Source organism: Kineosporia succinea, assembly GCF_030811555.1.
GTDB classification, from domain to species: Bacteria; Actinomycetota; Actinomycetes; order Actinomycetales; family Kineosporiaceae; genus Kineosporia; species Kineosporia succinea.
In genome coordinates, this window is the sequence record NZ_JAUSQZ010000001.1 from 4,243,730 (window position 1) to 4,266,376 (window position 22,647).

Annotated in this window: 23 protein-coding genes; 10 read left to right on the plus strand and 13 right to left on the minus strand. The window is 67.3% G+C overall.

From position 1 onward, the window contains the following. Nucleotides 1-5 precede the first annotated feature (5 nt). Together J2S57_RS18295 and J2S57_RS18300 are read right to left on the minus strand one after the other, a co-directional pair. Nucleotides 6-3,125 (minus strand): DEAD/DEAH box helicase, encoded by a 3,120-nt coding sequence (locus J2S57_RS18295; RefSeq protein ID WP_307244534.1) that lies wholly within the window; start codon nucleotides 3,123-3,125, stop codon nucleotides 6-8. Between the two features lie 130 nt (nucleotides 3,126-3,255). Beyond that, nucleotides 3,256-4,161 carry a YDG/SRA domain-containing protein gene (locus tag J2S57_RS18300; RefSeq protein WP_307244536.1) on the minus strand — a complete coding sequence of 302 codons (906 nt, stop codon included), beginning with the start codon at nucleotides 4,159-4,161 and terminating at the stop codon, nucleotides 3,256-3,258. 258 nt (nucleotides 4,162-4,419) lie between these two features. On the opposite strand from J2S57_RS18300, the gene J2S57_RS18305 reads away from it, so the two are divergent. From J2S57_RS18305 to J2S57_RS18320, 4 genes are all read left to right on the plus strand, one after another. After that, a complete protein-coding gene (locus tag J2S57_RS18305; protein ID WP_307244538.1) occupies nucleotides 4,420-5,004 on the plus strand; it encodes a hypothetical protein in 585 nt (194 codons plus the stop codon). A 257-nt stretch (nucleotides 5,005-5,261) separates the two neighbouring features. Beyond that, nucleotides 5,262-5,423 carry a hypothetical protein gene (locus J2S57_RS18310; protein WP_307244540.1) on the plus strand — a complete coding sequence of 54 codons (162 nt, stop codon included), beginning with the start codon at nucleotides 5,262-5,264 and terminating at the stop codon, nucleotides 5,421-5,423. Beyond that, the gene (locus J2S57_RS18315; protein WP_307244542.1) at nucleotides 5,420-7,255 is read left to right on the plus strand and encodes an alpha/beta hydrolase; all 1,836 of its coding nucleotides are present in this window, start codon (nucleotides 5,420-5,422) and stop codon (nucleotides 7,253-7,255) included. Before J2S57_RS18310 ends, J2S57_RS18315 begins: the two co-directional genes overlap by 4 nt. 126 nt (nucleotides 7,256-7,381) lie before the next feature. Beyond that, entirely contained in the window at nucleotides 7,382-7,825 is a 444-nt protein-coding gene (locus J2S57_RS18320) for an LppA family lipoprotein (RefSeq protein ID WP_307244544.1), read from the plus strand. Between the two features lie 133 nt (nucleotides 7,826-7,958). On the opposite strand, the gene J2S57_RS18325 is transcribed toward J2S57_RS18320, so the two are convergent. Continuing rightward, nucleotides 7,959-8,942: an ArsR/SmtB family transcription factor gene (locus J2S57_RS18325; protein ID WP_307244546.1), complete on the minus strand. Its 984-nt coding sequence runs from the start codon at nucleotides 8,940-8,942 to the stop codon at nucleotides 7,959-7,961. A gap of 46 nt (nucleotides 8,943-8,988) precedes the next feature. Between J2S57_RS18325 and J2S57_RS18330 the strand changes: the two genes are divergently transcribed. Further along, nucleotides 8,989-10,266 (plus strand): MFS transporter, encoded by a 1,278-nt coding sequence (locus J2S57_RS18330; RefSeq protein WP_307244549.1) that lies wholly within the window; start codon nucleotides 8,989-8,991, stop codon nucleotides 10,264-10,266. Here J2S57_RS18330 and J2S57_RS18335 read toward each other — a convergent pair. From J2S57_RS18335 to J2S57_RS18355, 5 genes are read right to left on the minus strand one after another with little or no spacing between them, the layout of a single operon-like run. After that, complete coding sequence (locus J2S57_RS18335) at nucleotides 10,154-10,738, minus strand: DUF998 domain-containing protein (protein ID WP_307244551.1); 585 nt, start codon at nucleotides 10,736-10,738, stop codon at nucleotides 10,154-10,156. The genes J2S57_RS18330 and J2S57_RS18335 overlap by 113 nt on opposite strands. 15 nt (nucleotides 10,739-10,753) lie before the next feature. Continuing rightward, nucleotides 10,754-11,329 carry a hypothetical protein gene (locus J2S57_RS18340; protein ID WP_307244553.1) on the minus strand — a complete coding sequence of 192 codons (576 nt, stop codon included), beginning with the start codon at nucleotides 11,327-11,329 and terminating at the stop codon, nucleotides 10,754-10,756. 1 nt (nucleotide 11,330) lies between these two features. Further along, nucleotides 11,331-11,930 carry a hypothetical protein gene (locus tag J2S57_RS18345; protein WP_307244555.1) on the minus strand — a complete coding sequence of 200 codons (600 nt, stop codon included), beginning with the start codon at nucleotides 11,928-11,930 and terminating at the stop codon, nucleotides 11,331-11,333. After that, nucleotides 11,927-13,276, minus strand: a complete 1,350-nt coding sequence (locus tag J2S57_RS18350; protein ID WP_307244557.1) for a hypothetical protein — start codon at nucleotides 13,274-13,276, stop codon at nucleotides 11,927-11,929. The genes J2S57_RS18345 and J2S57_RS18350 overlap by 4 nt, the downstream gene beginning before the upstream one ends. Further along, nucleotides 13,273-13,581 carry a hypothetical protein gene (locus J2S57_RS18355; RefSeq protein ID WP_307244559.1) on the minus strand — a complete coding sequence of 103 codons (309 nt, stop codon included), beginning with the start codon at nucleotides 13,579-13,581 and terminating at the stop codon, nucleotides 13,273-13,275. The genes J2S57_RS18350 and J2S57_RS18355 overlap by 4 nt, the downstream gene beginning before the upstream one ends. 346 nt (nucleotides 13,582-13,927) lie before the next feature. Between J2S57_RS18355 and J2S57_RS18360 the strand changes: the two genes are divergently transcribed. The 3 genes from J2S57_RS18360 to J2S57_RS18370 are packed head-to-tail and all read left to right on the plus strand — an operon-like array spanning nucleotide 13,928 to nucleotide 16,522. Next, nucleotides 13,928-14,722 (plus strand): methyltransferase domain-containing protein, encoded by a 795-nt coding sequence (locus J2S57_RS18360; protein ID WP_307244561.1) that lies wholly within the window; start codon nucleotides 13,928-13,930, stop codon nucleotides 14,720-14,722. A gap of 55 nt (nucleotides 14,723-14,777) precedes the next feature. Next, nucleotides 14,778-15,710, plus strand: a complete 933-nt coding sequence (locus tag J2S57_RS18365) for a DUF4916 domain-containing protein (protein WP_307251073.1) — start codon at nucleotides 14,778-14,780, stop codon at nucleotides 15,708-15,710. A 47-nt stretch (nucleotides 15,711-15,757) separates the two neighbouring features. Further along, nucleotides 15,758-16,522, plus strand: a complete 765-nt coding sequence (locus J2S57_RS18370; protein WP_307244563.1) for a nucleotidyltransferase domain-containing protein — start codon at nucleotides 15,758-15,760, stop codon at nucleotides 16,520-16,522. Here the strand turns inward: J2S57_RS18370 and J2S57_RS18375 are convergent. Further along, on the minus strand, nucleotides 16,506-17,363 hold the full coding sequence (locus J2S57_RS18375) for a patatin-like phospholipase family protein (protein WP_307244565.1): 858 nt from the start codon (nucleotides 17,361-17,363) through the stop codon (nucleotides 16,506-16,508). The two genes, J2S57_RS18370 and J2S57_RS18375, sit on opposite strands and share 17 nt — an antisense overlap. 220 nt (nucleotides 17,364-17,583) lie before the next feature. Between J2S57_RS18375 and J2S57_RS18380 the strand changes: the two genes are divergently transcribed. Together J2S57_RS18380 and J2S57_RS18385 are read left to right on the plus strand one after the other, a co-directional pair. Continuing rightward, nucleotides 17,584-18,018, plus strand: a complete 435-nt coding sequence (locus J2S57_RS18380; RefSeq protein ID WP_307244567.1) for a hypothetical protein — start codon at nucleotides 17,584-17,586, stop codon at nucleotides 18,016-18,018. Between the two features lie 165 nt (nucleotides 18,019-18,183). Further along, the gene (locus J2S57_RS18385) at nucleotides 18,184-19,131 is read left to right on the plus strand and encodes a LysR family transcriptional regulator (RefSeq protein WP_307244570.1); all 948 of its coding nucleotides are present in this window, start codon (nucleotides 18,184-18,186) and stop codon (nucleotides 19,129-19,131) included. Here the strand turns inward: J2S57_RS18385 and J2S57_RS18390 are convergent. The 4 genes from J2S57_RS18390 to J2S57_RS18405 are packed head-to-tail and all read right to left on the minus strand — an operon-like array spanning nucleotide 19,082 to nucleotide 22,647. Next, complete coding sequence (locus J2S57_RS18390) at nucleotides 19,082-20,293, minus strand: vWA domain-containing protein (protein ID WP_307244573.1); 1,212 nt, start codon at nucleotides 20,291-20,293, stop codon at nucleotides 19,082-19,084. The genes J2S57_RS18385 and J2S57_RS18390 overlap by 50 nt on opposite strands. 7 nt (nucleotides 20,294-20,300) lie before the next feature. After that, nucleotides 20,301-20,948, minus strand: a complete 648-nt coding sequence (locus tag J2S57_RS18395; RefSeq protein WP_307244575.1) for an SRPBCC family protein — start codon at nucleotides 20,946-20,948, stop codon at nucleotides 20,301-20,303. Beyond that, the gene (locus J2S57_RS18400) at nucleotides 20,945-21,802 is read right to left on the minus strand and encodes an AAA family ATPase (protein WP_307244577.1); all 858 of its coding nucleotides are present in this window, start codon (nucleotides 21,800-21,802) and stop codon (nucleotides 20,945-20,947) included. The genes J2S57_RS18395 and J2S57_RS18400 overlap by 4 nt, the downstream gene beginning before the upstream one ends. Then, nucleotides 21,799-22,647: an XdhC family protein gene (locus tag J2S57_RS18405; protein WP_307244578.1), complete on the minus strand. Its 849-nt coding sequence runs from the start codon at nucleotides 22,645-22,647 to the stop codon at nucleotides 21,799-21,801. The genes J2S57_RS18400 and J2S57_RS18405 overlap by 4 nt, the downstream gene beginning before the upstream one ends.

Consider the following 22,647-nt stretch of genomic DNA (forward strand, 5'->3'; position numbering starts at 1 on the left):
ACTGGCTACACACTGACCATTCGAGTGGCCATGAACATGTCGGTCGGCATGGGGGTTTTCAATCGCCAGGTAACGGCCATAGGGCGGCTGTGTTGATGGGAGACATACTCCAGTGGTCCCATGAAAACGTAAGGCGACGTGCCCATTTCACCATCCTGCATGGCTCGTACGAAAAGAAGAACGTGCGAACCGCGCTCTGCGTGATGGATATACCGCTGACCGGTCGGTGAAGCGTCCGACGTCGTCGACTGACTCTCCCAGTGGAAGAGCTCAGGGGTGAGGGCGAAGTCCTTGTACATCGTGGAGGGCGAGAAGTCCTTCTCAGCCTTCTTGCAGGTGACGAAGAGGATGTCGGAGTTGATGGCTTCGCACCAGGCGACGCCCTCGCGGAAGTTGCTCGGGGGCTTCTTCAGCGATGCGTGGCCAACCGCGGCAAGGATCTCTTCACGCTGATAGCTGGCATGGATGCTGAGGGGGACATCCGCAAATTCCTGCCCGTAGGGAGTGAGGTCTTCCGTCATGCGCCGAGCCCTATCGAAGCTGAGCTCGACCACCTCTTGAAAGTCGCGGCGAACCGTGGGCTGGGTGCGGATACTCGTCAAGCCCTGATCAGCGCTGGTGAACGTATCGCCAGTCGGGTAGAAGGAGAAGAACAGCATGTCTGCGAGGCGCCGCTGTCGGAGGCTGTCTCCGGTGTCTGAGGTCGAGAGCATGCGGGTGTAGTGCTCAGCTCGTTCCCGGTCGTCTACGTGGGCGAAAGCCCGGATGCGCCGAAGGAGCGCTGACTCGATCGTGCTCAGCGGTGGAAGATCCGGATCGGCAGCCCGCTCGAGAGCTGCCCAGGATCGGTCCTTGGTTCCCTTCTTGAGGACGTCAGCGAGTTCGCGTTGTCCCAACTCCAAGTAGTCCTTGAGTGAAGAAGGTTGCAGTTCGCGGACTTCCGAAATCATGGTCGCCCAGCGTGGAGAGATCTGCTGCTTCAAGGAAGCGAGCAGGGCTTCCTTGGCCACCGGATCCAGAACGATCTGTGACCCAGGCGGTAGCAGCGGAAAGTCCTTGGCGACCTGCTGCTCCAAGGTCTTGCCGAGGTGGCCGGTGAGAGCACGGAAACGCTGGTCAAATCGGAACTCTGCTCGCTGATGGCCCACGAAGTCGAGCGCCGTGAGCACCGCCTTGCCTTCACTCATGCGCAAGCCTCGCCCCAGCTGCTGAAGGAAGACCGTGGCGCTCTCAGTCGGCCGGAGGAAGAGCACCGTGTCGACCTCGGGGATGTCGACACCCTCGTTGAAGAGATCCACGGTGAAGATGGCGTTGACCTGGCCACTCCGCAAAGCACCGCGAGCATGCTGTCGCTCGGCGGCTGGCGTATTCGCGGAGAGCGCGATGGAGGGGATGCCGGCCTCGGAGAACCGCTCGGCCATGTACTCGGCGTGCTTGACGCTGACGCAGAAGCCCAGGCACTTCATCTGCCCAGGGTCGAGAACCTTTTCGCCCACCTCTCGCAAGATGATGTTCAGTCGAGCCGCGTCGGCGGTGTAGAGCTCGGTGAGCGCCTCGGTGTCGTACGAACGGCGCTGCCGGTTCCAGGTGATCTTCTCGAGGTCGGTTCCATCGTGGATTCCGAAGTAGTGGAACGGGGCGAGAAGGTTCTGATCAAGCGCGTCCCAAAGGCGGAGCTCTGCTGCCACCCGCCCGCCGAAGAAGTCCCTGACGTTGACCCCGTCTGCGCGCTCGGGAGTTGCTGTCAGACCGAGCAGCTCCTTCGGCTGCAACTGGTCCATGATGCGTCGGTACGACGCCGCTGCAGCATGATGGAACTCGTCGATGACGACGACGTCAAAAGCCTCCGGCTGGATCAGCGCCAGGTTGTCAGCATGGAGCGACATAACGCTCGCGAATACGTGCCGGCCTCGGCTCGGAGTCTTACCGTCTGCAAGAAGCTCTCCAAAAGACGCGTTGGCTAGCACTTCTTGGTAGGTGCGTTGCGCTTGTTGGAGGATCTCGATCCGGTGGGCAACGAAGAGGAGCGACAGGTCTCCTTGATCTTGAACAAGCCGCTTGTAGTCCAGCGCAGCGATGACCGTCTTACCGGTACCTGTCGCCGCGACTACGAGGTTGCGGTGGCGATCGTGGAGCTTGCGCTCGGCATCGAGCTGCTCGAGCATCTCCTGCTGATGTGGCAGCGGCCGGACCTCAAGGCCGGACAAAAGGAGAGCGCTCTGCGTTCCGCCCGCGTTCTTACCGGCGGCCCGGTCGAGCTCTCGGCGGAGCAGCGGTCCATGCTCCCGGGGGTCATAGGTGACGAATTCCTTGTCCTGCCAATATGACTCGAAGGTGGCCTCGAACTTCTCCATGAGGTCAGGTGTGTCAATCGCCGACAGTCGAACGTTCCACTCGAGGCCATCAACGAGCGCTGCACGCGACAGGTTGCTGGATCCCACGTAGGCCGTGTGAAAACCGCTTCTGCGCTCGAACATCCAGGCTTTGGCGTGCAGTCGGGTGCGGTTGGTCTCGTAGTTGACCTTGACCTCCGCCCCGAACTCGTTGACCAGGGCATCGAGAGCCTTGGCGTCTGTGGCACCCATGTAGGTCGTGGTGAGGACGCGGATCGGGACGCCGCGGTTCTTGAGTTCGCGAAGCTGGTCTTCGAGCAGCCGCAGGCCGTACCACTTCACGAAGGCACAGAGCAGATCCACTCGGTCGGCGCTGGCCAGTTCGGCGCGTAGCTCGGCAGCCAGGGTTGGCTCACCGCGGGCGTTTGTCAGTAAAGAAGCCTCGGAAAGAGGCGTGGCCGGGCGAAGTAGCACCGCACCACCCGTGGCTATGAAGTCACGCCGATAGATTTGGTGCAACTGCTGATGGTTGAGCTTTTCGTCCAAGGCAGGTGTCTCAGCGGCGGCGCCGTAGGAGCGTAGCTGCTCCAGGATGCCCTCGACAATCGAGGGGCGATCGGCTGATCTTGCAGCAGTGAGCGTGTCTTGAATGACTCGACTGAGGTACCGCGTCAACACTATGGGCTGCTCGGCAGGGTCTACTGCGGCTGTTTCACTGGCGAGACCCTGAAGGAGCGTCAGCCGATTCTGTAGCTCAGTCGTGATCAGAGATTCGTAGAGCCCGGTGTCCAAGAGGTGTGCTCCTCGCGCACTCGTGAGACCAACCTCGTCATCCTAGGACGTGCGGGGGGCCATCTCGGCGATTTGAGCCGCGGCGCATGCGCGAGCGACAGTCAGACAATCGCCAGCATCTCGGGAATTGCTAGTCCCTAACCTGTGCAAAATTTTCTCGATGGTAGCGCGTGAAAGCTTCCTTAATGTCGTGGCCTTTCAACGTTCGCAACTTCTGAAGCTTCGTCCGGTTCGCCGTCAAAAAGACCCATCCTTCGCGAATGTACAGAGCCCCTCGGTCGAAAAGTACGTGATCGTTGGCGCAAAGGCAGAGAATGTTGGCTGGAATATCCGGACCGTTGTGTGGCTTGCCGAGAGCCCGGATGTGGGCCCCTTCGGCGTAACCCTTGCCGTCAATCTCCAGGCGTACCCCGCAAATTTGGCAGGTTGAGTCGTATGCCTGCTTAACCCATTGAGATACTTCGGTGTTGCGCACGACACGCTGTATGACACCAGCAGTACGAACGGGTTTGGTGTTTCCGATGGGAGGGGTGAGTGCGAAACTGCGAGCAGAAGTTTCTTTCCAGGATTCGCCGTCAGCTTCGGGTACGCGTTCCAGTTCGAATTGGAAAATCATTGGACCGTCTGATGAGGCGCGGTAGGAATGGCGGGCCACGATGTAAAGACCGTCATAGCGAAACCCGGACTTGGGCGAGTGTGTGCCCTTCGCGTTCGCGCCTCGGATGACTCTGATGGGAAGACTCATGGTCTCAGACAGCTTCAATGCCGAGTTTCCCTGTGTATCCTTCTGATCCTCTACCTGAACCTTCTTCTCGTCTTGGCCACCTTCGCCGGTGTAGAGAATCCAATCGCCTTCGTCGCGGTCGTCCTTGTAGCCTCCGGAAAGGCAGATGGCGTCCGCTCCTTCCTCGTAGTTTCCGCTGATTCCACGCCTCCCGTGTCGGTGGAGTCGGGCCTGGCGAACATCCTCGCGCTTCGCGAAGACGGACCCTGTGGGATGCCCGGCAATGTGACCAAAGATGCTTGGCTCGCTCATGTGTCGATATTAGAGAACTGTGACTTATGATACGAGTGTTGTTCGCCAAGTAGCGGCGTCGAACTCTGGTGGAGGGAGTCGCTGGGCCTAGTCGGGAGGTCTGTAGCGAGATGCCCTCAGGAGTGCCGGTCGGATTGCACTTCAGGGGAGGGTGCATGGGCTCGGCGGGAGTGCTAGGAAGCGGACACCGCTCGCCTGGGCTCCGATCATGCTTTCGATGGATGCTGCGCCCAGTGCCGCGCTCGTAGCTTGTGAGTCATGATAAAAGGGATCTCGGCCCTGATAGCGGGTGCCCTTCTCCTGGCGCTCGTCGGATGCGGTGAGTCAGCCGCCGCCGCGACGGAGGAACAGCGACAACGCGCTCTGGCCGCCGGTTTCGACGCCGATCTGGTTTACGTGCTCGAGGTGGACGGATACAACGCCGCAGCCGGCGGCAGCGGGGTCTACGGCGCTGACGGCTACCAGACCATCTACGTGTCCGAGAGTGGTGACGACCTGCGCCTCACCGTCGAGCGGGCCACGCTCGACGACATCACCTGTCCGGCGCTGCCGGTTCCCGGGGCCGAGGGGGTGGACATCACGGTGGAATGCACCCGTGACGACGACGGCTGGCGCCGAGTCGCTGGCGATCGGGAGGAGTACGCGGTTCTCCGCGACGATCTCCTGGTGCGGGTCAGCGGTACCAGGGCCGGGGCCAATCTGATGCGTGAAGCTGCGCTCGAGGCCCGGCCCGCCACCTCGAAGGAGCTGGACGACGTGCTCCCGCCGGATTCCGAAATCGTTGAGCGCGGTGACATCTCGGGGGACAACGCGCCGAACAACGACGTGGGCGCGGGCGGGTGAGAGCTGGAGGCAGGCCACCCCGGCACCGTCCGCGGTAGCGAAACATCCACGAAGAGTGACATTTATGTGTTTGATACCTTCTCCTCCAGCCAGGGAGGGGAAGTACGTGAGCGGGCACTTCAAAGTTCTTGCGTCAGAGTTGCTGAGCAGCAAGGAGAAGGCAGCGAGTGTCGCCTCGGGGGTTGGGGCACTCGATCCGGGTGGCGAGCTGAGCAAGGCGACGGGGTCGATCCCGGGGGGCGTCCAGCGTCACTCTGATGAAGAACGTCGGCTCCCTGTGGAATGCCCAGTTCAAGCAGTTGCGTGAACGCGTGTCCTCGTACGGTGACACGTTGGGTACCGCTGCTGCAGGCTACGAGCGGGGCGACAACGCCGGGGCCAAGAGCTTCAACGACCTGGTCCCCGAGGCTTCGCGGTGACGGCGACGTGGTCGCAGATCAAGAAGTGGGCCCCCGAGGCCCTGCACGACGCAGCCGAGGAGCTGCGCTCGATCGAGGACAAGCTCATCGATCTCGGCGACGACCTGGTGAAGGTCGAGCCCACCCACTGGACCGGTACCGCGGCCGACGGTGCGAAGAAGGAGCTCACCGCCATCGGTGAGGTTCTCGAAGACCGGATGACCGAGGTCGCCGCAGTGCGGCGAGGACTGCTCACCGCTCACGATGCGGTGACCGGCATCCAGAGCCTGGTGGCGGACATCATCGACTTCGCCGCCTCCAACGAGCTCAGTATCGACGCTGAGGGCACAGTCACCGATGTGAAGGAACCGGAGGGTGGGGCAGGGATCGTCGTCGACAAGACGTACATCCCGCCCGAGCGTGATCCCCATAACCTCGAGCTGGCGGCCGAAGAACGTCAGCGGCTGGTGGACAAGTGCGTCACCATGATCGAGGCGGTCCTGCGTCGCGCCGGTTACCTGGATCAAGAACTGACCCATGTGCTCAACAATGGGGTCCTGTCCGGTGAGCTGGCGAGGATGGATGCGCCCGATCTGGAGACGGCCGCCCAAGACGGCGACAACTGGCGCAAGCCGGATGTCTACCCTCCTCCGGAGGGTAAGGGAACGCCCGATCTGAACAGCGCCTACTGGAACAGTCTCAGCCCGTCGGAGAAGCTGAAAGTCATTCTGGGGCACCCGGAATGGATCAACAATCGAGATGGCATCGCGGCCGACGCCCGCGATGCGGCCAATCGCGTTCTGCTGCCTCGCTACCTGGCCGAGTGGGAGCGCAAGCTCAGAGACGCCGAAGCTGAACAGCTCCGCATCGTCACAGAGCATGCGGACGCGGGGCTGTCGGGTTATCCGTCCCAGGAACTGAGTGACGCCTACTCGCGGTACCAGGAAGCTCGCGACAAGGTCGATTCGCTGAAGATGGCTGAGAAGCTGATAGACCGGGACGGAGTTTCGATGGACGGCAAGGCTGTCGAGAAGGACGACAAACAGCTTCTCGCCCTGGATCTCAGTCAGGAGCGCGCCCAGGTGGCCATCGCCACCGGTGATGTCGACGTCGCGGAGAACGTTGCGGTCTTCACCCCAGGTCTGTCGTCCAACGCGAAGACGATCGACGGGTACGACACCGACATGAAGAATCTCAGGGAGCGTTCAGCCGCGCTGCTCGTCAAAAACGGAGACGCCCTTACCCAGGAGGCGGCCCTGGACAACGTGGCGACGGTGGTCTGGCTCGGGTATCAGTCACCGCAGACGACGCCGGACAGTCTGTTCAACCTCACGGGTGACTCGGTCGCTTCGGCCAAGAGCGCCAGTGATGGCGGAAAGAACCTCGCGGAGTTCTACTCCGGTATCACGGCGTCGCGCGATGACGACGTGAATCTCACCGCACTGGGGCATTCCTACGGATCGACCACCACCGGATATGCGCTGCAGCAGAACGACACCGGGGTGGACCGGGTCGGTTTCTTCGGATCCCCGGGAATCAGTGTGGACGACCTGGGCAAGCTGGATGTCCCTTCGCACAGTTCCTTCTATGCAGAAGCGGACGGCGACGCGGTCGGAGATTTCGCGACCTTCGGAAAGGATCCGACCAAGATCGATGGAATGACCCACATCAACACAGACGCAGCGAAGCTCGCCAACGGCGAGGGGCTTTCGGGCATCAGTGGTCATACCTCGTATCTCAAAGACGGTTCGACCAACCAGTACAACCTGGCCAATCTTGTGATCGGTGAACCAAATGCGCTGATCACCGGCTGGAGCGGGCCACCTCTTGGTGAAGTGCTGCGAGGCTTCTAGTTACGAGAGTCAGTTTTCATGGCGTATCAAAATAGGCTATCGGGCCGCTGGTTCCGGCGTGCCGGGGCTCTGATGTCGGTCGCTGTCGTCGCTTTATGCGTAGCAGCATGTGGAGGTGCGAACATCTTGGGCGCAGAGGATGACAACAGTGAGGCCGTGCTCCGGGCGCGTCCCTCGTTCGACGAAGGTGCCCGGACGTATCTGGCCCTGCTCGGCGAGATCCGGGGGATCCTGGAGGAGGAGGTCCCGGATCTTGAGTGGGTCGCCGAGGTCAAGGCCGGTGGCAGAAGCTACTGCGGGGATCCGGCGGCCGGCATCGAGGCCGACTCGGCGACTTTCCAGGGCGGTTCCGCGAAGGGCGGCATTGGGCAGGAAGACTGGGCCCGGGCCAAGCCCAAGATCGTCGATGTCGCCGCGCAATACGGCTTTACCACGGTCAACTCGTTGGTTGACGAGCCGGGGAACGTCTCGCTGGCCATCCTTGATGATGATGGAGCCAGTGTGGAGGTGGGCAGTAAGGTGAATACCATCGTCATGCTCTACGGCGCCTGCATGCTGCTAGAGAAATAGCCCGGATGAGGCGGCGAGTGGCGGTGCCCCGGTTGCGCGGATCTTGTTCCGGGCTATCGATCATCGAAAGCATCGCACTCTGGCGCTGGGGCATCTCAAGTCGTCGGTTGGCTCGAGCATCCGGAACGGCGTCTCAGCTGAGCCGTCGCCCTCCGATCAGCTCGTCACCCAGTTCGGTACGGCGGTAAAGGACTGAGCGGCCGACCCGCTCACGGGTCACCAGACCCGCGTCCAGAAGCACTTTCAGGTGGTCCCCGACGGCTCCCAGCGACGAATTGAGGACGCCGGCCAGCTGGGTGGTGGATCCGGGGTCGGCCAGGCTCTCCAGGAGCCGGGCCCGGGCGGCCCCGATCAGCGGGGCCAAAGTCGCTGGGGCCGAAACGGTCTCGGCCAGCGTGGCCGTTCCACGGGAGGGATAGCGGATCCAGGGGCGGTGCGGTCCGTCCAGGCTCATCGCCAGTCCCTGGGCCAGGAAGACCGAGGGGACGAAAAGCAGCCCTCGCCCGGCCAGGTCGACCGTCTGCGGTCCCCGGTCCCGCACCCGGATCCGGCCCTCCTCCCAGCTGAGCTTGGGATGCAGGTCTTCCAGGCCGGCGCTCCAGCCGTGAGCCACCAGGCGCCCGGCCCGATGCTGGACGTCGCGCTGCAGCACCGCCAGCACCCGCGGCCAGTCCGGGCGCAGCAACACGTCCCAGGCCAGCTCGATCGCGTCGGCCAGCCGGTTCAGGACATCGGGGGCGTGCAGAACCGTCGCCACCTCCTCGGCCACCGGAGCGCCGGCGATCATGTACGCGATCTCGCGTCGGGCGTCCGCAAGGGAACTGGCCCGCATCGCCGCCACGTCGTCCTGAATGCTCTGACCCATCCCGGCGGGCGGGGGAGTGGTGAAGTCGACGCCCTCGCGCTCACGCTGGAGGGCGGCCAGAGCCCGCACGCCCGGGTCGTCGCGGATGGTGCCCCAGCGGTGCGTGAACCGGCCCAGCAGCGGCGACGCGGTCGAACGCCGGTGAGCGAGCTGGGCTATCAGATGGACGGTCTCGTCGCTGGGGGAGACCGCGAACCGGGACGACACGATGTCCTCGGCCCCGGCCATGATCCATAACGAGGTTTCGGCCACCGGCGAAACAGTAGCTCCGTCCTGACGACGCTGCCAGGTTGGCGCCATGAGCACCTCGACCGTTGCCCGAACGACCTACCGTGAAGTCTTCACCACCCCGGGCTTCGCCGCCCTGTTCACCACCACCACCCTGACCGTGCTGGGCATTTCGCTGCAGATCCTCGCCTTCTCGGTCGTGGTCTTCGAGACGACCGGTTCCTCGACCTGGTCATCGGCGGCCTTCGCGGCGGGCTTCCTGCCCGGCGTCGTGGGCGGTCTGCTGCTGCCCTCGCTGGCCGACCGGTGGCCGGCCCGACCTCTGATCGCCGTCGGGAGCCTGGTGCGTCTCGGGCTCGGGCTGCTGCTGGCGGTTCTGGCGTCGAGCTCGTCGGTGCCGGCCGGAATCGCGGTGGTGGCCCTGGGAGCCCTGCTGCACCCGCTGGTCTCGGCCGCCCAGTCCGGTCTGCTGCTGCGCCTTCTCGAGGGCGACCGCTACGTGCTGGGCCGGTCGCTGTTCACCATGACCTCGATGCTGGCGCAGCTGGCGGGACTCGCGGTGGGTGGTCTGGTGCTCCAGGCCCTGGGCGCCGGTGCGGTGCTGGTGCTGGCCGCGGCCATGCACGGTGTGGCGCTGCTGATCAGCTGGCTGGGCCTGCCGTCGGTTCCGGCCCCCGGCTCCCGGAGCCCGTGGACGCCCGGCGAGACCCTGCGTGGATACCGGGACCTGTTCGGTCACAGCCTGGTTCGGCCGCTGTTGCTGCTGTGGTGGACGCCGTTCGCGCTGCTGGCGGGCGTCGAATCGCTGGCCGTGTCCTACGCCGGGCAGACGCAGGCGGGTGGGGCGGCCACCGCCGTGCTGATGGGCGCCACCCCGTTGGGTGCTCTGGTCGGGACGACCGTGGTGGGAAGGCTGTGCCGGCCCGCCACCCGCGAACGGCTCGTACCCGTGCTGCTGGCCCTGCTCGGCGTATCCCTCCTGCCGCTGGCCCTCACCCCCTCGGCGCCTGTGGCGGCCGTGCTGATGGCTCTGGCCGGGGTCGGGCTGGCCTTCGAGACGGGCGGGCAGGCGGCGTTCCGCAACGCTCTGCCGCCCGGACGTCAGGCCCTGGGATTCGGCCTGCTGGGCGTCGGGCTGATGACCGGCCAGGGCCTGGGCCCGCTGGTGGCCGGCCCCCTCGCCGACCTGAGCAGCCCCGGAACGGCCTCGGCGGTGCTGGGCCTGCTGATCCTGCTCACGACACCGGTCTTGCTGCGGGGCGCCGGCGTAAGCCCAGCACTACCGCCAACGGCCACAACGCCTGCGCTCCTGCCGCCACCCGCTCCGTCAGTCCCAGAGGTCCGGTGACATACAGGGTGAAACCGAAGACGCCGACCAGGACGAGCAGAACCGACCCCGCCACCAGCGAGACCGGTGGATTCAGCACCCGGTCTCCCGAACGTCCGTTCGCCACCAGCGGCCACACCGCCAGCGCCACGAAAGCGGCCGTGGCACAGAGAGTGTGCGCCGCCGAGCTGCCCCCACCGCCGGGCAGGGGGAACGCCGCCACGAGCACGGTCGCCACCCCACCGGCCGCCAGCAGCAACCGGCCGGGCCGGGCGGCCTCCGTCAGGCAGAACGCGGTGACCAGATGAGCCACGCCGACCCCGATCAGCGCAACCGTCATGACCACACGATCCGTGGCACCGATGGCAGCCAGGTCGCTGATCGCGTCCACCATCGGATCGAAACCGGGCGGCTGACGGGACTCGGCCAGCAGCCAGCCGCCGATGAGCAGCACCGGGGCCGCGACCGAGGAGACGTAGGCGGGGGGACGCACGCCCCCAGCTTCGCCTCAGGTCTCGTCCGCCGCCAGTTCCAGGCTCTTCGCCAGCTCCACGAGCACCGGCCGCCAGTACCCCGCCTCGACCAGGTCGACGTGGCTCGTGGACAGGTAGACGCCCAGGTCACCGCCCGGATCACTGACCCGCCAGACGAAGACCTCGTGCTCCTGCACCACCTCGTACTCCGGGTTCACCGGGGAGCGGTAGCGCTGCACGAGGTGCGTCGCCGGGCCGGCCTCGGTCTCGATCGACTCCTCCTGCGCCGGCAGCTCGAGCATCTCCTCGGGAAGCCGGAACTCCTCGACCAGGTCCTCGAGCGTCACCTCGTCGGCCAGCCCCTCGGCCCGGACACTCACGCTGCAGATCGCCGGATCGCCCGGACGGGGCATGAGGAACAGCACCATCACCGGCGGCACCTCCTCGCGGCGCGCCGACTCCAGGGCCGGCACCAGGACGTTCGCCAGGAGCGCCGCCCGCTCTTCGGGGACGTCGGCCGAACTCACCGCCGCCCGGGCCCACTCGTGCGGATCGGCCTCCAGGTCGGCCATCACCCAGATGTCCGCGAGATCCACCAGAACGCTCGTCATGTCAGGCCTCTCGCCAGCGCAGGGATCCGGCGACCGCCTCGAAGAGCACCATCATCGAGGCGGCGATCGGTTCCATCGGGGTGCGGAAGGTCAGCAGAAGGATCTGCGACCGGTCGGGGAAGGGCACGAAGACGTCCAGACCGGTGAAGGTCAGCCGGGCCGGCCCGAGCCCGGGAATCTCCTCGCGCATGATCTTGGCCTCGGAACGCCTCACCGCGGGCACATTCTCACCGGCGACCTCGAGCACCGCGGGCTCGCTGTTCGGGTCGTTCGCCAGCACCCGCGCCAGGATCTCGGGCGCCACGTCGGCCGGTACCGGTTCCGGAACCACCGTGACCACCAGAGTGGCCGCGAGAGGAATGCCGCGCAGAACGTCCATCAGCAGGTAGAACTCACGCCCACCGCCGTCGTGGGCCCGGTCGACCAGGCCGGCCAGGTCGTTCTCGAGAGAACGCCGCGCGGAGGCGGACTCGTCACGGGAGACCGTGGCGAACGCCTTGCCCACCACGGAAGTCACCTGCTGACGGCGGTTCTCGTCGAGCCGGACCCGGTGCCAGGTCTCGGGGAGGAGAAGGGACCAGCCTGTCGTCGATGTCGTCACTTGTTCGCGTACCGTCCGAACGTGGTGTATTTGTCGAGCAGGGACGCGGCTTTGGACTTGTCGGCGATGTCGCCGGCGATGCCGATCGCGTTGGCCAGGTCGGCCTGCCCCACCTTCTTCTGCACCTCGGCCATGGCGTTCTTGACCCCGTTGTACTTCGGGGCCAGCGCCTCGATGGCCTTGTGCTGTGCGGTGGTGTAGACCACGTCCGAGTCCATCTGCAGGAACTTGCCGATGCGGGAGTTCACCAGTTTGTCGACCTTGGCCTGCCGGGGCACGAGCCACTTGTTCGTGTTGGCGATGAACGAGGACGCGGGCTTCGAGAGCGCCTCGTCGATGAGTTTGCCGGCCTCCGCCCTGGCCCGGCGCACGCCCCCGTTGACCACGGCCTTGCGGGCGTTCTCGGAGATCTTCGCCGCCGCCTTCTTCGTTGCCGCTCCCTTGGCCTGCCGCACGAAACCGGTCTTCGCGGCGGCCTTCAGCCCGGCCTGAGCCGTCTTCGCACCCGCGGTGGCGGCCTTGCCCCAGCCGAACGTCACCAGGCCCAGCACGTCGAGCCCGATCGAGACCAGGGACCCGTCACCCGACAGGGCCGTCAGGATGTGGCAGACCAGGCTGATCACGGTCAACCCGGCGGCGACCGCGAAAAAGGCCGGGGCGATGGCATTCACGACCGGGATGAACGAGAGCACGGTGCCGATCACGGCCAGGGCCGAGGAGATCTTGCCCATCCAGTCGGCGATGCCGTTGATCGTGCCGGCGTGCTTGTGCACCCAGTCGATGAACGAGTTCCAGTTCTTGGAGGTCCAGTCCTTGACCCGGTCCCACCAGTTGTCTTTCAGGCCGTCACTGTCGATCGCGTCGCGCACCTGGGCGGCGGCCTGCCGGTCGGCGGAGTCGCGGCGGTCCATCGCCGCGCGCAGGCGCCGGGTGGGCCCGTTGAGCGCCTGGGCCATCGGGTCGTCCAGGGCGTTCGTGGCGTCTCCGGCAGCCTGCTTGGCCTTGACCTCGGCCTCGGCCTGCTTGGCCTCACGCGCGGCGTCGTCGGCCTCCTGCTGGGCCTGGGCCAGCGCGGTGGCGTAGGTGCTGATCGCGTCGCCGACCGCCTGGTAGCGGCCCTTGGCCTTGCTCAGCTGCCCGGCGACGTCGGTGGCGGTGGACGCGAACGCCCGGCCGCCGATCGCGTCCCACCCCTCGGCGTTGGCCAGCCGGTTCAGGGACGCGGCCTGGGCCTCGAGCTCGGCCGCGAAGTCGCGGTACCGCTTGGCCATCGCCTGGATCTGGACCTGATCGCCGGGAACCGGGTCGGTGTCGCGCAACGGCATCCAGTCGGTGGGGCGGCTCATTTCGCGCCCTGCCCGTCGTTGATCGTGACGGCCTCGGTGAGCTGCCGGTCGAGCTCGCGATAGGCGGTGACCGCGTCGGAGACGAACTTCTGCGCCCCCTGCACCCCCGTGATCAGGTTCTCGCGGCGCCGGTGCCAGTTGTCCGAGAACTCACCGAGCGCCGAGGCCAGCGAACCCTCACCCAGCACCCGCGCGTCCTGATCGGCCAGCGACCGGGAATTGGTCAGGTCACCGGCGACCTGGCCCAGCCGCGAGGCCGTGGACTCCAGCACCGGCAGTTCGATCTTCACGTACGACGTCGTCACAGCCCACCCCACGCACATCACCCGGTCCGCGTTCTCCGCGGACCCCCGGAGGTCACCCTATCGACCCGATAAATCCCTGACGCCAGGTAGTTACGCGAGCACCCTGAGCCATGACCCATAGCGTGTCAGCATCCTCTGAAGGTTGGCTGAAGACGCTTGTGCTCTCTGACCGCGCAGGGAGTGCCGGCGGCGTTCCCCCCATCCGGACCGCAGCGCGCTGTGCCCTCCGGTGACCGCGACATGGTCACGACGCCGGTCGCGGAACGCCCGATCCTCACGGCTGTCCAGTCTCACTATGAAAGACGGCTCTCTCGAATGATGAGAAGAGCGGGTTAACCTGCCGCACATGAGTAGTGCCAAGTACACCCACGGCCACGCCGAGAGCGTGCTGCGTTCGCACCGCACGCGCACCGTGCGGAACTCGGCCGCCTACCTGATGCCGCACCTGCGTCCGGGTGCCGAACTGCTCGACATCGGCAGTGGTCCCGGCACCATCACCGCCGACCTCGCCCGCCGGGTCGCACCGGCGAGGCTCACCGCCGTCGAGGTGTCGGACGCGGCGCTGGAGGTGACCCGGGCCGGGGTGCAGGAAGGCAACGTGAGCTTCGTGGTCGCCGACGTGCACGAACTCCATTTCGCCGACGACTCTTTCGACATCGTGCACGCCCATCAGGTGCTGCAGCACGTCGCCGATCCGGTGCGGGCGCTGCGCGAGATGATCCGGGTCTGCCGTCCGGGCGGCGTGGTCGCGGTGCGCGACGCCGACTACAGCGGATTCGTCTGGTACCCGCAGATTCCCGCGCTCGACCGGTGGCTGGACGTCTACCGGGCCGCCGCCCGCGCCAACCAGGGGGAACCCGATGCGGGACGCCGTCTGCTCGCCTGGGCGCGCGAGGCCGGGGCCGCGAAGGTGACCGCCTCGTCGTCCACCTGGTGCCACGCCGATCCCGAGGCCCGGGAGGGCTGGGGCGGCATGTGGGCCGACCGGATCGCGAACTCGGCGATCACCGAGCAGGTGCTGGGCAGTGGGCTGGCCACACCCGACGACATCACCGAGATCGCGGCCGGCTGGCGCGAGTGGGTCGCCGCCCCGGACGGCTGGATCAGCATCCTGCACGGTGAGGTGCTGATCCACGTCTGATCGGGGGGTTTCCGGCAAATGGCCGTTTGCCGGACAGAACTAGGCGAAGCTCCACCTGCCCGCCGAGGACTGGGCGTGGGCGAGCATGAACCTGCCGATCGCCTGTGTCGACCTGCTGCCGGTACAGCGGGACGACACCGGGCGGGTCTCGCACGTCGGTCTCATCGAGCGTGATTCGCCGATGGGGAGACGGTGGTGTCACCTCGGTGGCCGGGTGGGCTACGACGAGTCTTTGCAGGAGGCCGGTCGACGGCATCTCGAGGACTCGTTGCGGGACATCGGTGGCGTGGTGGTGGAGACGGAGCCCTACTTCGTCAATCAGTACTTCCCCTCGCCCCGCGCCGGTATGGGGGTGGACCCGCGCAAGCATGCCGTCGCGGTCTGCTACCTCGCCCTCTTCCCGTCGGGATCGGCGCCGCGGGCCCAAGGATCCGAGGCCCTGAACTTTCAGTGGTTCCCCGTCGACGCGCTTCCCGATGACGACGATTTCTGGCCGGGAAGCCTTCTGATGATCCGGCGGCCGGAGGTGACGACGTCGGGATGGCACGACGAGGTCCTCACCTACCAGTCGATCAGCGACCGGTACATCTCTCACAACGAATTGATGTGGCAGACGCCGGTTCTGGCCATGACCGCCATGGCCTTCCTGCTCACCATCGCCCTGGGGCAGAGCGCTTCCTGGATGCGGGCACTGGCGGCGGCCCTGAGTTTCGTCATCGCCGTGATCAGCGCCCAGCTCATGGCCAAGCATTCGAAGAGCCAGATCTCGGATTCCGAAGATCTGCTGCGGATCGAGAAGAAGCGAGGAATGCAGCCCGCCCACGACAAGCCCAAGCCGGTTCGCATTCCCTTCCGGTTCAGTACTGACGGCCTGAGCGAATGGTTCGCCGCCCGGCGCAGTCGTATCTGGTGGTTCCGGGCTCTGTTGCTTCTGGCCGTGGTCTCGGCCGGCGTCACGGTGGAGGCAGTCGTGGCGATCTTCCGGTGACGCTTTAATCGGATGCCGGAGCGGTGGTCACGGGGCAGGGTGGCGGCATGGACTTCCTCGAGGCCCTCGCCGATCAGCTCGCCGCCCTGCCCGACGTCGAGGCCGTCACGCTCGGGGGCTCCCGGGCGCAGGGCACGGCGCGTCCCGACAGCGACTGGGATCTCGGGATCTACTACCGAAAGAGCCTGGACGTGCGGACGTTACGGTCCCTCGGGCACGAGGGGCAGGTCTCCGAGGTGGGCGGCTGGGGCGGCGGGGTGTTCAACGGCGGGTGCTGGTGGCGCGTCGCCGGGGAGCCGGTCGACGTGCACTACCGCGACCTCGACGTGGTCGAGTCCGAGGTGCGACGGGCCGGGCAGGGAAAGTTCGACATCGAGCCGCTGATGTTCCACCTGGCCGGCATCCCGACCTACCTCGTCGTGGCCGAGCTCGCGAGCAACCGCACGCTGCGCGGCGGTCTGCCCCGGGTCGACGCCTATCCGCCCCGGCTGCGCGAGGCCGCCGTGAGCGTGTGGTCGGGCAGGGCGCGGCTGACGCTGGGGTACGCCGAGAAGAACAGCACTCGCACCGCGCAGGCCCTGGGGCTGATCTCTCTCGCGGTCACCCAGTACGCCCACGCCGTGGCGGCGTCGCGGGGTATCTGGGTGACCAACGAGAAGCGATTGCTCGACGTCGCGGGACTGCGGGGCGTGGACGAGCTCTTCTCCACCGAGCACGATCCGGCCGAGCTGGTGCACCGGATCCGCACCCTCGCCGAGATCCGTGAGGTGGAAGGGATCGCCGCCCTCGACGGGATCACTGCCCGGGCGTGAACTCCTGGTCGAGCATCGCCCGCATGTCCGAGCGCCCGAGCCGAGCCGTCGCGGCCAGCACCGAGGCGTCGATGCCGGTGCGGTCGGCCCGGATCTCCGACGGTGCGACGGTCCAGGTGACGCGGGGCGTGACGGTGTGCTCGGCCGCCAGACGCTGCAGCAGTGCGGCGTAGTGAGGGCTGGGCCGGCTGATGTTCTCCTTGACGAAGTCGGCCTGGCCCCGGGCCAGACGCCGGCCGAGCCACTTCATCGCGGCCCCGAGATCGTCTTGCAGGAAGGTGAACGACCGGGTCATCACCACCAGCGCCTGCGTGGCGCCGGCCTCCAGCGCCTGGTCGACCGGCACCGGCGCCACGATGCCGCCGTCGATGTACCGCCGCCCGCCCAGTGGGATGCGTTTGTTGTAGAGCGCGGGCAGGGCGGCCGTGGCGCGCAGCACCTCGTGCAGGTCGTCGGCCTCGCGGTTCGACACCACGAACGCCTCACCGGTCTCGGCATCGGTGAGCACGGTGAGCAGCTCGGCCGGGGCCGACTTCAGCGCGACGACGTCGAGCGGGTAGTGCTCCTTGACCACCTCGTCGATGAGGTAGTCGACATCCACGACCTTCCACAGCCGCGCCGGGTTGATGAACGCCTTGTGACTCAGGTCGTCGACGTAGATGCGCTCGCCGACATTGGCCTGCCCCGCAAGGAAATACGCGCCGTTGATGGCGCCCGCACTGCTGCCCACGACCACCGAGAAGGCATCTCGGAGTCCTTCGCTCTCCAGCTCCGCCAGCGCACCGATCGAATAGACACCGCGCATGCCGCCGCCCTGCACCACCAGGGCCGGCTTGGCCATCGAGTGAGGTTGACGCGAGAGACCTTTTAGATGTTCACCGAGCTTCAACGTGGTCCTCTCCGTCTTTCCGAAGAGCTCAGACTAGGCCAGGAAGGCTGTGACCGGAGCCTCACTCAGCGTCGCCGCCCTGGCCCGGACCGGTACGGCTCGGTGCGGTGACCGGGTGAAAAGCCGCTGACCTGGGCCGGAGTCACGCCGAGGGCTGCCTACGGTGGTCGGCATGGCTGAGATGCGCCCCCGAGCGGGTAGTTCCGAGAATGCCCAGCTCGTCGAGGAGGCGCTGGCCCGGGCGACGATCCACCTGAACCTGAAGGACCTTCCGGCCGCCACCGCGGCCGCGCTGGAGGCCGTCGAGGCAGATCGTGACTTCCAGGTGTTCCTGCCGGTCTCCGGCCTGGGCCGGGCCCGCATCACCGGCCACGCCTTCATGCCCGAGGGCATGGCCTTCTACGCCCCGGCCCACGGTCTGCTCGTGGTGTCCCGCCAGACCTGGAACGACTCGATCCTGCGCATGGCCATCCACCGGTTCGCACAGGACGCGGCCGACCGGATCACCGAGGCGGGCTGGCTGCCCTACAACCCGGCCGCGCTGAGCAGCACCGACCCCGGCAACCCGGGTCTGCGCGAGATGCTGGGCGACGGGGACGACCAATAGCCGAACGGAACGCCGACCGCAGTCGCGTCTCCCGTGCGGCTGCTGGTGCGCAGAAGCCGCGCATCTGGCCCCAAGGATCCGCATCCGCTGACAGCCGGCAGAACCCCGGCCGTCCGGTTCGGGATATCTTGACCCCTGTCTCTCGGCGGACGTGGGGAGTCGACCGTGACACCTGCACAACTGCGCGCATTCACGGCGATCGTGCGCCTGGGGTCGGTCCGCAAGGCCGCCGCCGACCTCGGCGTGACTGAGGCCGCGGTGTCGGCGCACGTCGGTCAGCTGCGAAAGGAGCTGGGCGACAGGCTGTTCGCGCCCACCGCCTCCGGTCTCGCCTTCACGCCCGGCGGCCTGCGCCTGGCCAGCCGCTCCGCCGAACTGCTGGGACTGCAAGACCGCACGGTGCTCGAGGTCAGCCGGGCCGGCAGTGGGCGTCGCTTCCTGCGGGTGGCCGCCTCCAGCCTGTTCGCCGAGCACTGCGCCCCCGGCCTGCTCGAGCTCTTCGCCGGCCGCGCCCGTGATCTCGACGTCGAGCTCGGCGTGCACAGCCCTCGCGAGTTCAGCGAGATCCTGCTGACCCGATCCGTCGACGTCGCGATCGGCCCGCGCCCGCCCGACCTCGACGGCTCCGTCAGCTACCAGCCGTTCCTCAACTTCCAGGTCGTGCTGGTCGCCGGCCCGCAGCACCCGCTCAGCCAGGTCACGCCGAGCCCGGGCCGGCTGCGCGATCAGACCTGGCTGCTCGGCCCCTCCGCCATCGGCCGCATCGGTCTGGTGCCGGACATCCTGCAGCGCCTGCAGATCCCCGAGGAACGCCAGCAGATCTTCCAGAGTCACGTCGCCGCCGTCGAGGAGGTGAAGCGGGGCAAGGGACTCACGCTCGCCCTGGCTTTCGCGGTGCGGCAGGAGATCTCGCGTCAGGACCTGGTGCGCCTCACCCAGCCCGCCATCGGCACCTGGGGCGTCATGTCGCTCACCGGCACCGGCTGTGCACCCGAGGCCGCCGAGTTCACCCGCTTCGTCGCCACCCCACGCGCCACCCAGGCGATGCTGCGTGGCGCGGGTGTCACCGCCGGGCGGTTCCGGCCGTCGATCCATGTGACCCTCTGGAACTGAGCTCACGAAACACGTTCTCCAGCGAGCGGAAGGAGTCGGCCGGCAGCATCGCGTCGCAGAACGGCAGGGCCGCCGCCATCGTCGCCACCTTCGGCTCGTAACCCGGTGCTCCAGAACGGGGATTCAGCCAGAGGACGCGGTGAGCACGCCGCTTCAACCTCGCCATCGCGGCGGTCATCCTCTCGGGCGGCTCGCTGTCCCAGCCGTCGCTCGCGATGATCACCACCGCTCCCCGCAGCAGGCCTCCGTGATGAGAAGCCATGAGTGACTGCAGATTCGCGGCGATCCGGGTGCCACCGAAGCGGTCGGTCACGGCCGCGCTCGCGCGGTCGAAGGCCTCCGGGGCGGAACGGTGGGCGAGTCTGTGCGTGAGCCGGGTCAGTGAGGTGGCGAAAGCGAATCCCTCGGCGTCGCAGCGGAGGACCAGCGCTCGCATGAGGTGCAGGAAGGCGACCGAGGGAGCCTGCATCGACTGGCTCACGTCGCAGATCATCAGCACGCGCCGGGGTTTCGGCCGGGGGGTCGCGCGCACCAGCTCGACCGGATCCCATCCGGTGCGGCGTGCCCGTGTCATGGTGTCGCGCAGCTGGATCCGGCCGCCGGTCGAACTCACCCGCAGCCGGCGGGAGCGGCGCCGCGGCAGACTGAGCGCGGCTTCCTCCAGTCGGTCGCCGAGCTCACGCAGGTCGTCGTCGCTGAGTCTCTCGAACGGCAGTCCGGCCCGTTCGTCGAGGGCACTCGGGTTCCGGCGAGGCACGCGCTGCTCACCGGCGTCGCTCGCCCCACCGACGGCGGGTGGCAGAGTGAGCCAGGGCAGTCCGGACCCGGCTTCCTCCCCGTGAGAATCGCCCGGCACGGCCGCGTTCCGGCCGCGATCACCACGGCGGGCGTTGCGGCGGGCCACCGGATCCAGGGGCATCACCGCGTCGAACACGGCCTCGAAGACCTGGTCGAACACGGCCAGGTCCTCGTAGCGCCGTACCAGCGTGATCCGGGTCGTCCAGTAGAGCTGCGACCGCGTGCGGATCGGTTCGGCCCCCAGGGCGACCGAAACGTCTTCCATCGCCGAGAGACCGACCCGCACCCCGCGCGTCCGCAGACGGTCGGCCAGCGAAACCACGAACGCGGCCGTGTCGATGCCACGCAGCGGGACGGGTTGCACCGGTGTCTCAGCGGAAGACGACGTAGATGATCACGGCTGCCGCGGCGACCGCCACCGCCGCGGGCACGGCCCGCTTGTAGAGCGAGTCCCCGGCGAGCGAGAGCACGTCGAGCGGTGCGGTGTCGTCGTCGGGCCGCGATGATGACGGACGCGACGGCGCCCCGGGTTCGGGCGTCACCTCGGGCGCCGGTTCCGGAGAGGGAGAGGGGGTGCGGATCTTCGCCTCCAGGTTCTCGACGAACTGGTTGAGCAGCTTCGTCGAGACGTCCTTGATCATGCCGCTGCCGAACTGCGCGATCTTGCCGCTGATGTTCAGGTCGGTGCTGACGGTCACGACCGTGCGCCCGGGCTCGGCGTCGGGGCGCAGACCGGCGCGGACGGTGGCGGCCGCAGTGCCGGTGCCGCGCGAGTCCTTGCCCTTGGCGTCGATCACCGCCCGGTGTGCCGCGTCGTCCTTCTCGACGAAGCGGGCCGTTCCGGCGTACTCGCTCACCACCGGCCCGACCTTGACCTTCACCGTGCCCGAGTAGACATCTCCGTCGACGCCGGTGAGCCGTGCCCCGGGCATGCAGGGGGCGATGCCCTCCAGATCGGTGAGCACCCGCCAGGCCTCGTCGACCCCGGTGCTGACCGTGAACTCGTGGTCGATCCTCATGGCGTCCTCTCCAGTGCGTCGAGCATCGCGGCCTGGTCGTCGGGGGTCTTGGCGATGCAGCCCAGAGTGCGCACAGCGTCGTCACGCCCGAGATCCGCGGCGCCGAGCGCACTCAGCGCGCTCACCCAGTCGATCGCCTCGGCCATGCCGGGTGCCTTGTCCAGGTCGAGCCCCCGGGCCTGCGTGATGAACCGCGTGGTCGAGGAGATCAGGGGGTAGGCGGCGGAGGGGACCTTCCGGCGCAGGATCTCGACCGCTCGCGGCGGGTCCGGGAACGCGATCCAGTGGTACAGGCAGCGCCGGCGCAGGGCGTCGTGCAGTTCGCGGCTGCGGTTGGACGTGAGCACGACGAGCGGACGGCGGGCGGCGGTGAACGTGCCCAGTTCGGGAACGGTGACCGAGCCCTCGCCGAGGAACTCGAACAGCATGGCCTCGAACTCGTCGTCGGCGCGGTCGATCTCGTCGATCAGCAGCACCGGCGCGGTCGGGCCCGGATGCCGCACGGCCCGCAGGATGGGGCGCTCCAGCAGGTACTCCTCGGTGAACAGGTCGGCCTCCGTCACCGCGGACCCGGAGGCCAGGCGGATCGCCAGCAGCTGCCGCTGGAAGTTCCACTCGTACAGGGCCTCGTTCACGGTCAGGCCCTCGTAGCACTGCAGCCGGATCAGCGGGGTGCCGAGCGCCCGGGCCAGGGCCTTGGCGGTGGCGGTCTTGCCCACGCCGGGCTCACCCTCGAGCAGGAGGGGCTGCCCGAGGGTGAGGGTCAGGAAGATCGCCGTCGAGAGCCCCTCGTCGACGAGCAGGTCCACCTCGTCGAGCAGGGCCCGGATCTCCTCGGGGGTGAGAGGACTCACCGCGCGGAGGCCTTGGCGTAGGTGGCGCGGCAGTGCTCCCCGCAGAACCAGACATCGCCCAGGTGAAGGGTTTCCGGGGTGATGGTGACGGTCATGCCGCAGACCGGGTCGAGAGCGGTGCTGGGGTTCGAGGCCTTACGGCCGGAGCGCAGCCGGGGGATCGCCTCGGCCAGGATCGACAGCGCGATCTCGCCGGGGGTGCGGGCGCCGATGTCCAGGCCGGCCGGGGTGCTCACCCGCTCGCGTTCCTCGTCGGTCAGGCCGAGCCCGTCCAGCACCGCCGACCCGCGCCGACGGCTGGCGACCAGGGCCACGTAGGCGACCGACGCGTCCGTTGCTCGACGGATCTGCTCTTCCTCGTCGTGACCGTGGCTGGCGATGATGACCGCGTCCGGCGTGTCCGAGGTCAAGGTCGAGGTCGAGGTCCGGACCATGGTGTACCCCAGGATCTCGCCGATCCGCACCAGGTGGTCGGCCACCGGGGTGTCGCCGACCACCCGCACGAGCGGCGGCGGGAGCACCGGCCGCAGAAAGATCTCCAGAGCCCCGCCGGACAGGCACGGATTCACCACGACCTCGGCGCCGGGGGTCTCGGGAAAGCTCAGGTCCTCGGGCAGCACCCGCAGCAGCAGAGTCTCGCCGTTCTCCAGCGTGCCGAGAGCGGCTGTGCGCACGGAGCTCTCGGCGCACTGACCGCCCACGAAACCCTCGATCGTCCCGTCCGTCAGCACCACCGCCTGATCGCCCGCCCGGGCCGACGACGGCACCTGCGCCCGCACCACGGTGGCCTCGACGAACGGCGTGCGGCTGTTCGTGAGGTCGCGGGCCCGCTCCTGGATCGACAT

What these genes read in the sequence shown, in the direction of transcription:
- J2S57_RS18300 (WP_307244536.1), bottom strand. Translation starts at nt 4,161, where the DNA reads ATGAGCGAGCCAAGCATCTTTGGTCACATTGCCGGGCATCCCACAGGG.
- J2S57_RS18305 (WP_307244538.1), top strand. Translation starts at nt 4,420, where the DNA reads ATGATAAAAGGGATCTCGGCCCTGATAGCGGGTGCCCTTCTCCTGGCG.
- J2S57_RS18310 (WP_307244540.1), top strand. Translation starts at nt 5,262, where the DNA reads ATGAAGAACGTCGGCTCCCTGTGGAATGCCCAGTTCAAGCAGTTGCGT.
- J2S57_RS18330 (WP_307244549.1), top strand. Translation starts at nt 8,989, where the DNA reads ATGAGCACCTCGACCGTTGCCCGAACGACCTACCGTGAAGTCTTCACC.
- J2S57_RS18340 (WP_307244553.1), bottom strand. Translation starts at nt 11,329, where the DNA reads ATGACGAGCGTTCTGGTGGATCTCGCGGACATCTGGGTGATGGCCGAC.
- J2S57_RS18350 (WP_307244557.1), bottom strand. Translation starts at nt 13,276, where the DNA reads ATGAGCCGCCCCACCGACTGGATGCCGTTGCGCGACACCGACCCGGTT.
- J2S57_RS18360 (WP_307244561.1), top strand. Translation starts at nt 13,928, where the DNA reads ATGAGTAGTGCCAAGTACACCCACGGCCACGCCGAGAGCGTGCTGCGT.
- J2S57_RS18370 (WP_307244563.1), top strand. Translation starts at nt 15,758, where the DNA reads ATGGACTTCCTCGAGGCCCTCGCCGATCAGCTCGCCGCCCTGCCCGAC.
- J2S57_RS18375 (WP_307244565.1), bottom strand. Translation starts at nt 17,363, where the DNA reads ATGGCCAAGCCGGCCCTGGTGGTGCAGGGCGGCGGCATGCGCGGTGTC.
- J2S57_RS18380 (WP_307244567.1), top strand. Translation starts at nt 17,584, where the DNA reads ATGGCTGAGATGCGCCCCCGAGCGGGTAGTTCCGAGAATGCCCAGCTC.
- J2S57_RS18395 (WP_307244575.1), bottom strand. Translation starts at nt 20,948, where the DNA reads ATGAGGATCGACCACGAGTTCACGGTCAGCACCGGGGTCGACGAGGCC.
- J2S57_RS18405 (WP_307244578.1), bottom strand. Translation starts at nt 22,647, where the DNA reads ATGTCGATCCAGGAGCGGGCCCGCGACCTCACGAACAGCCGCACGCCG.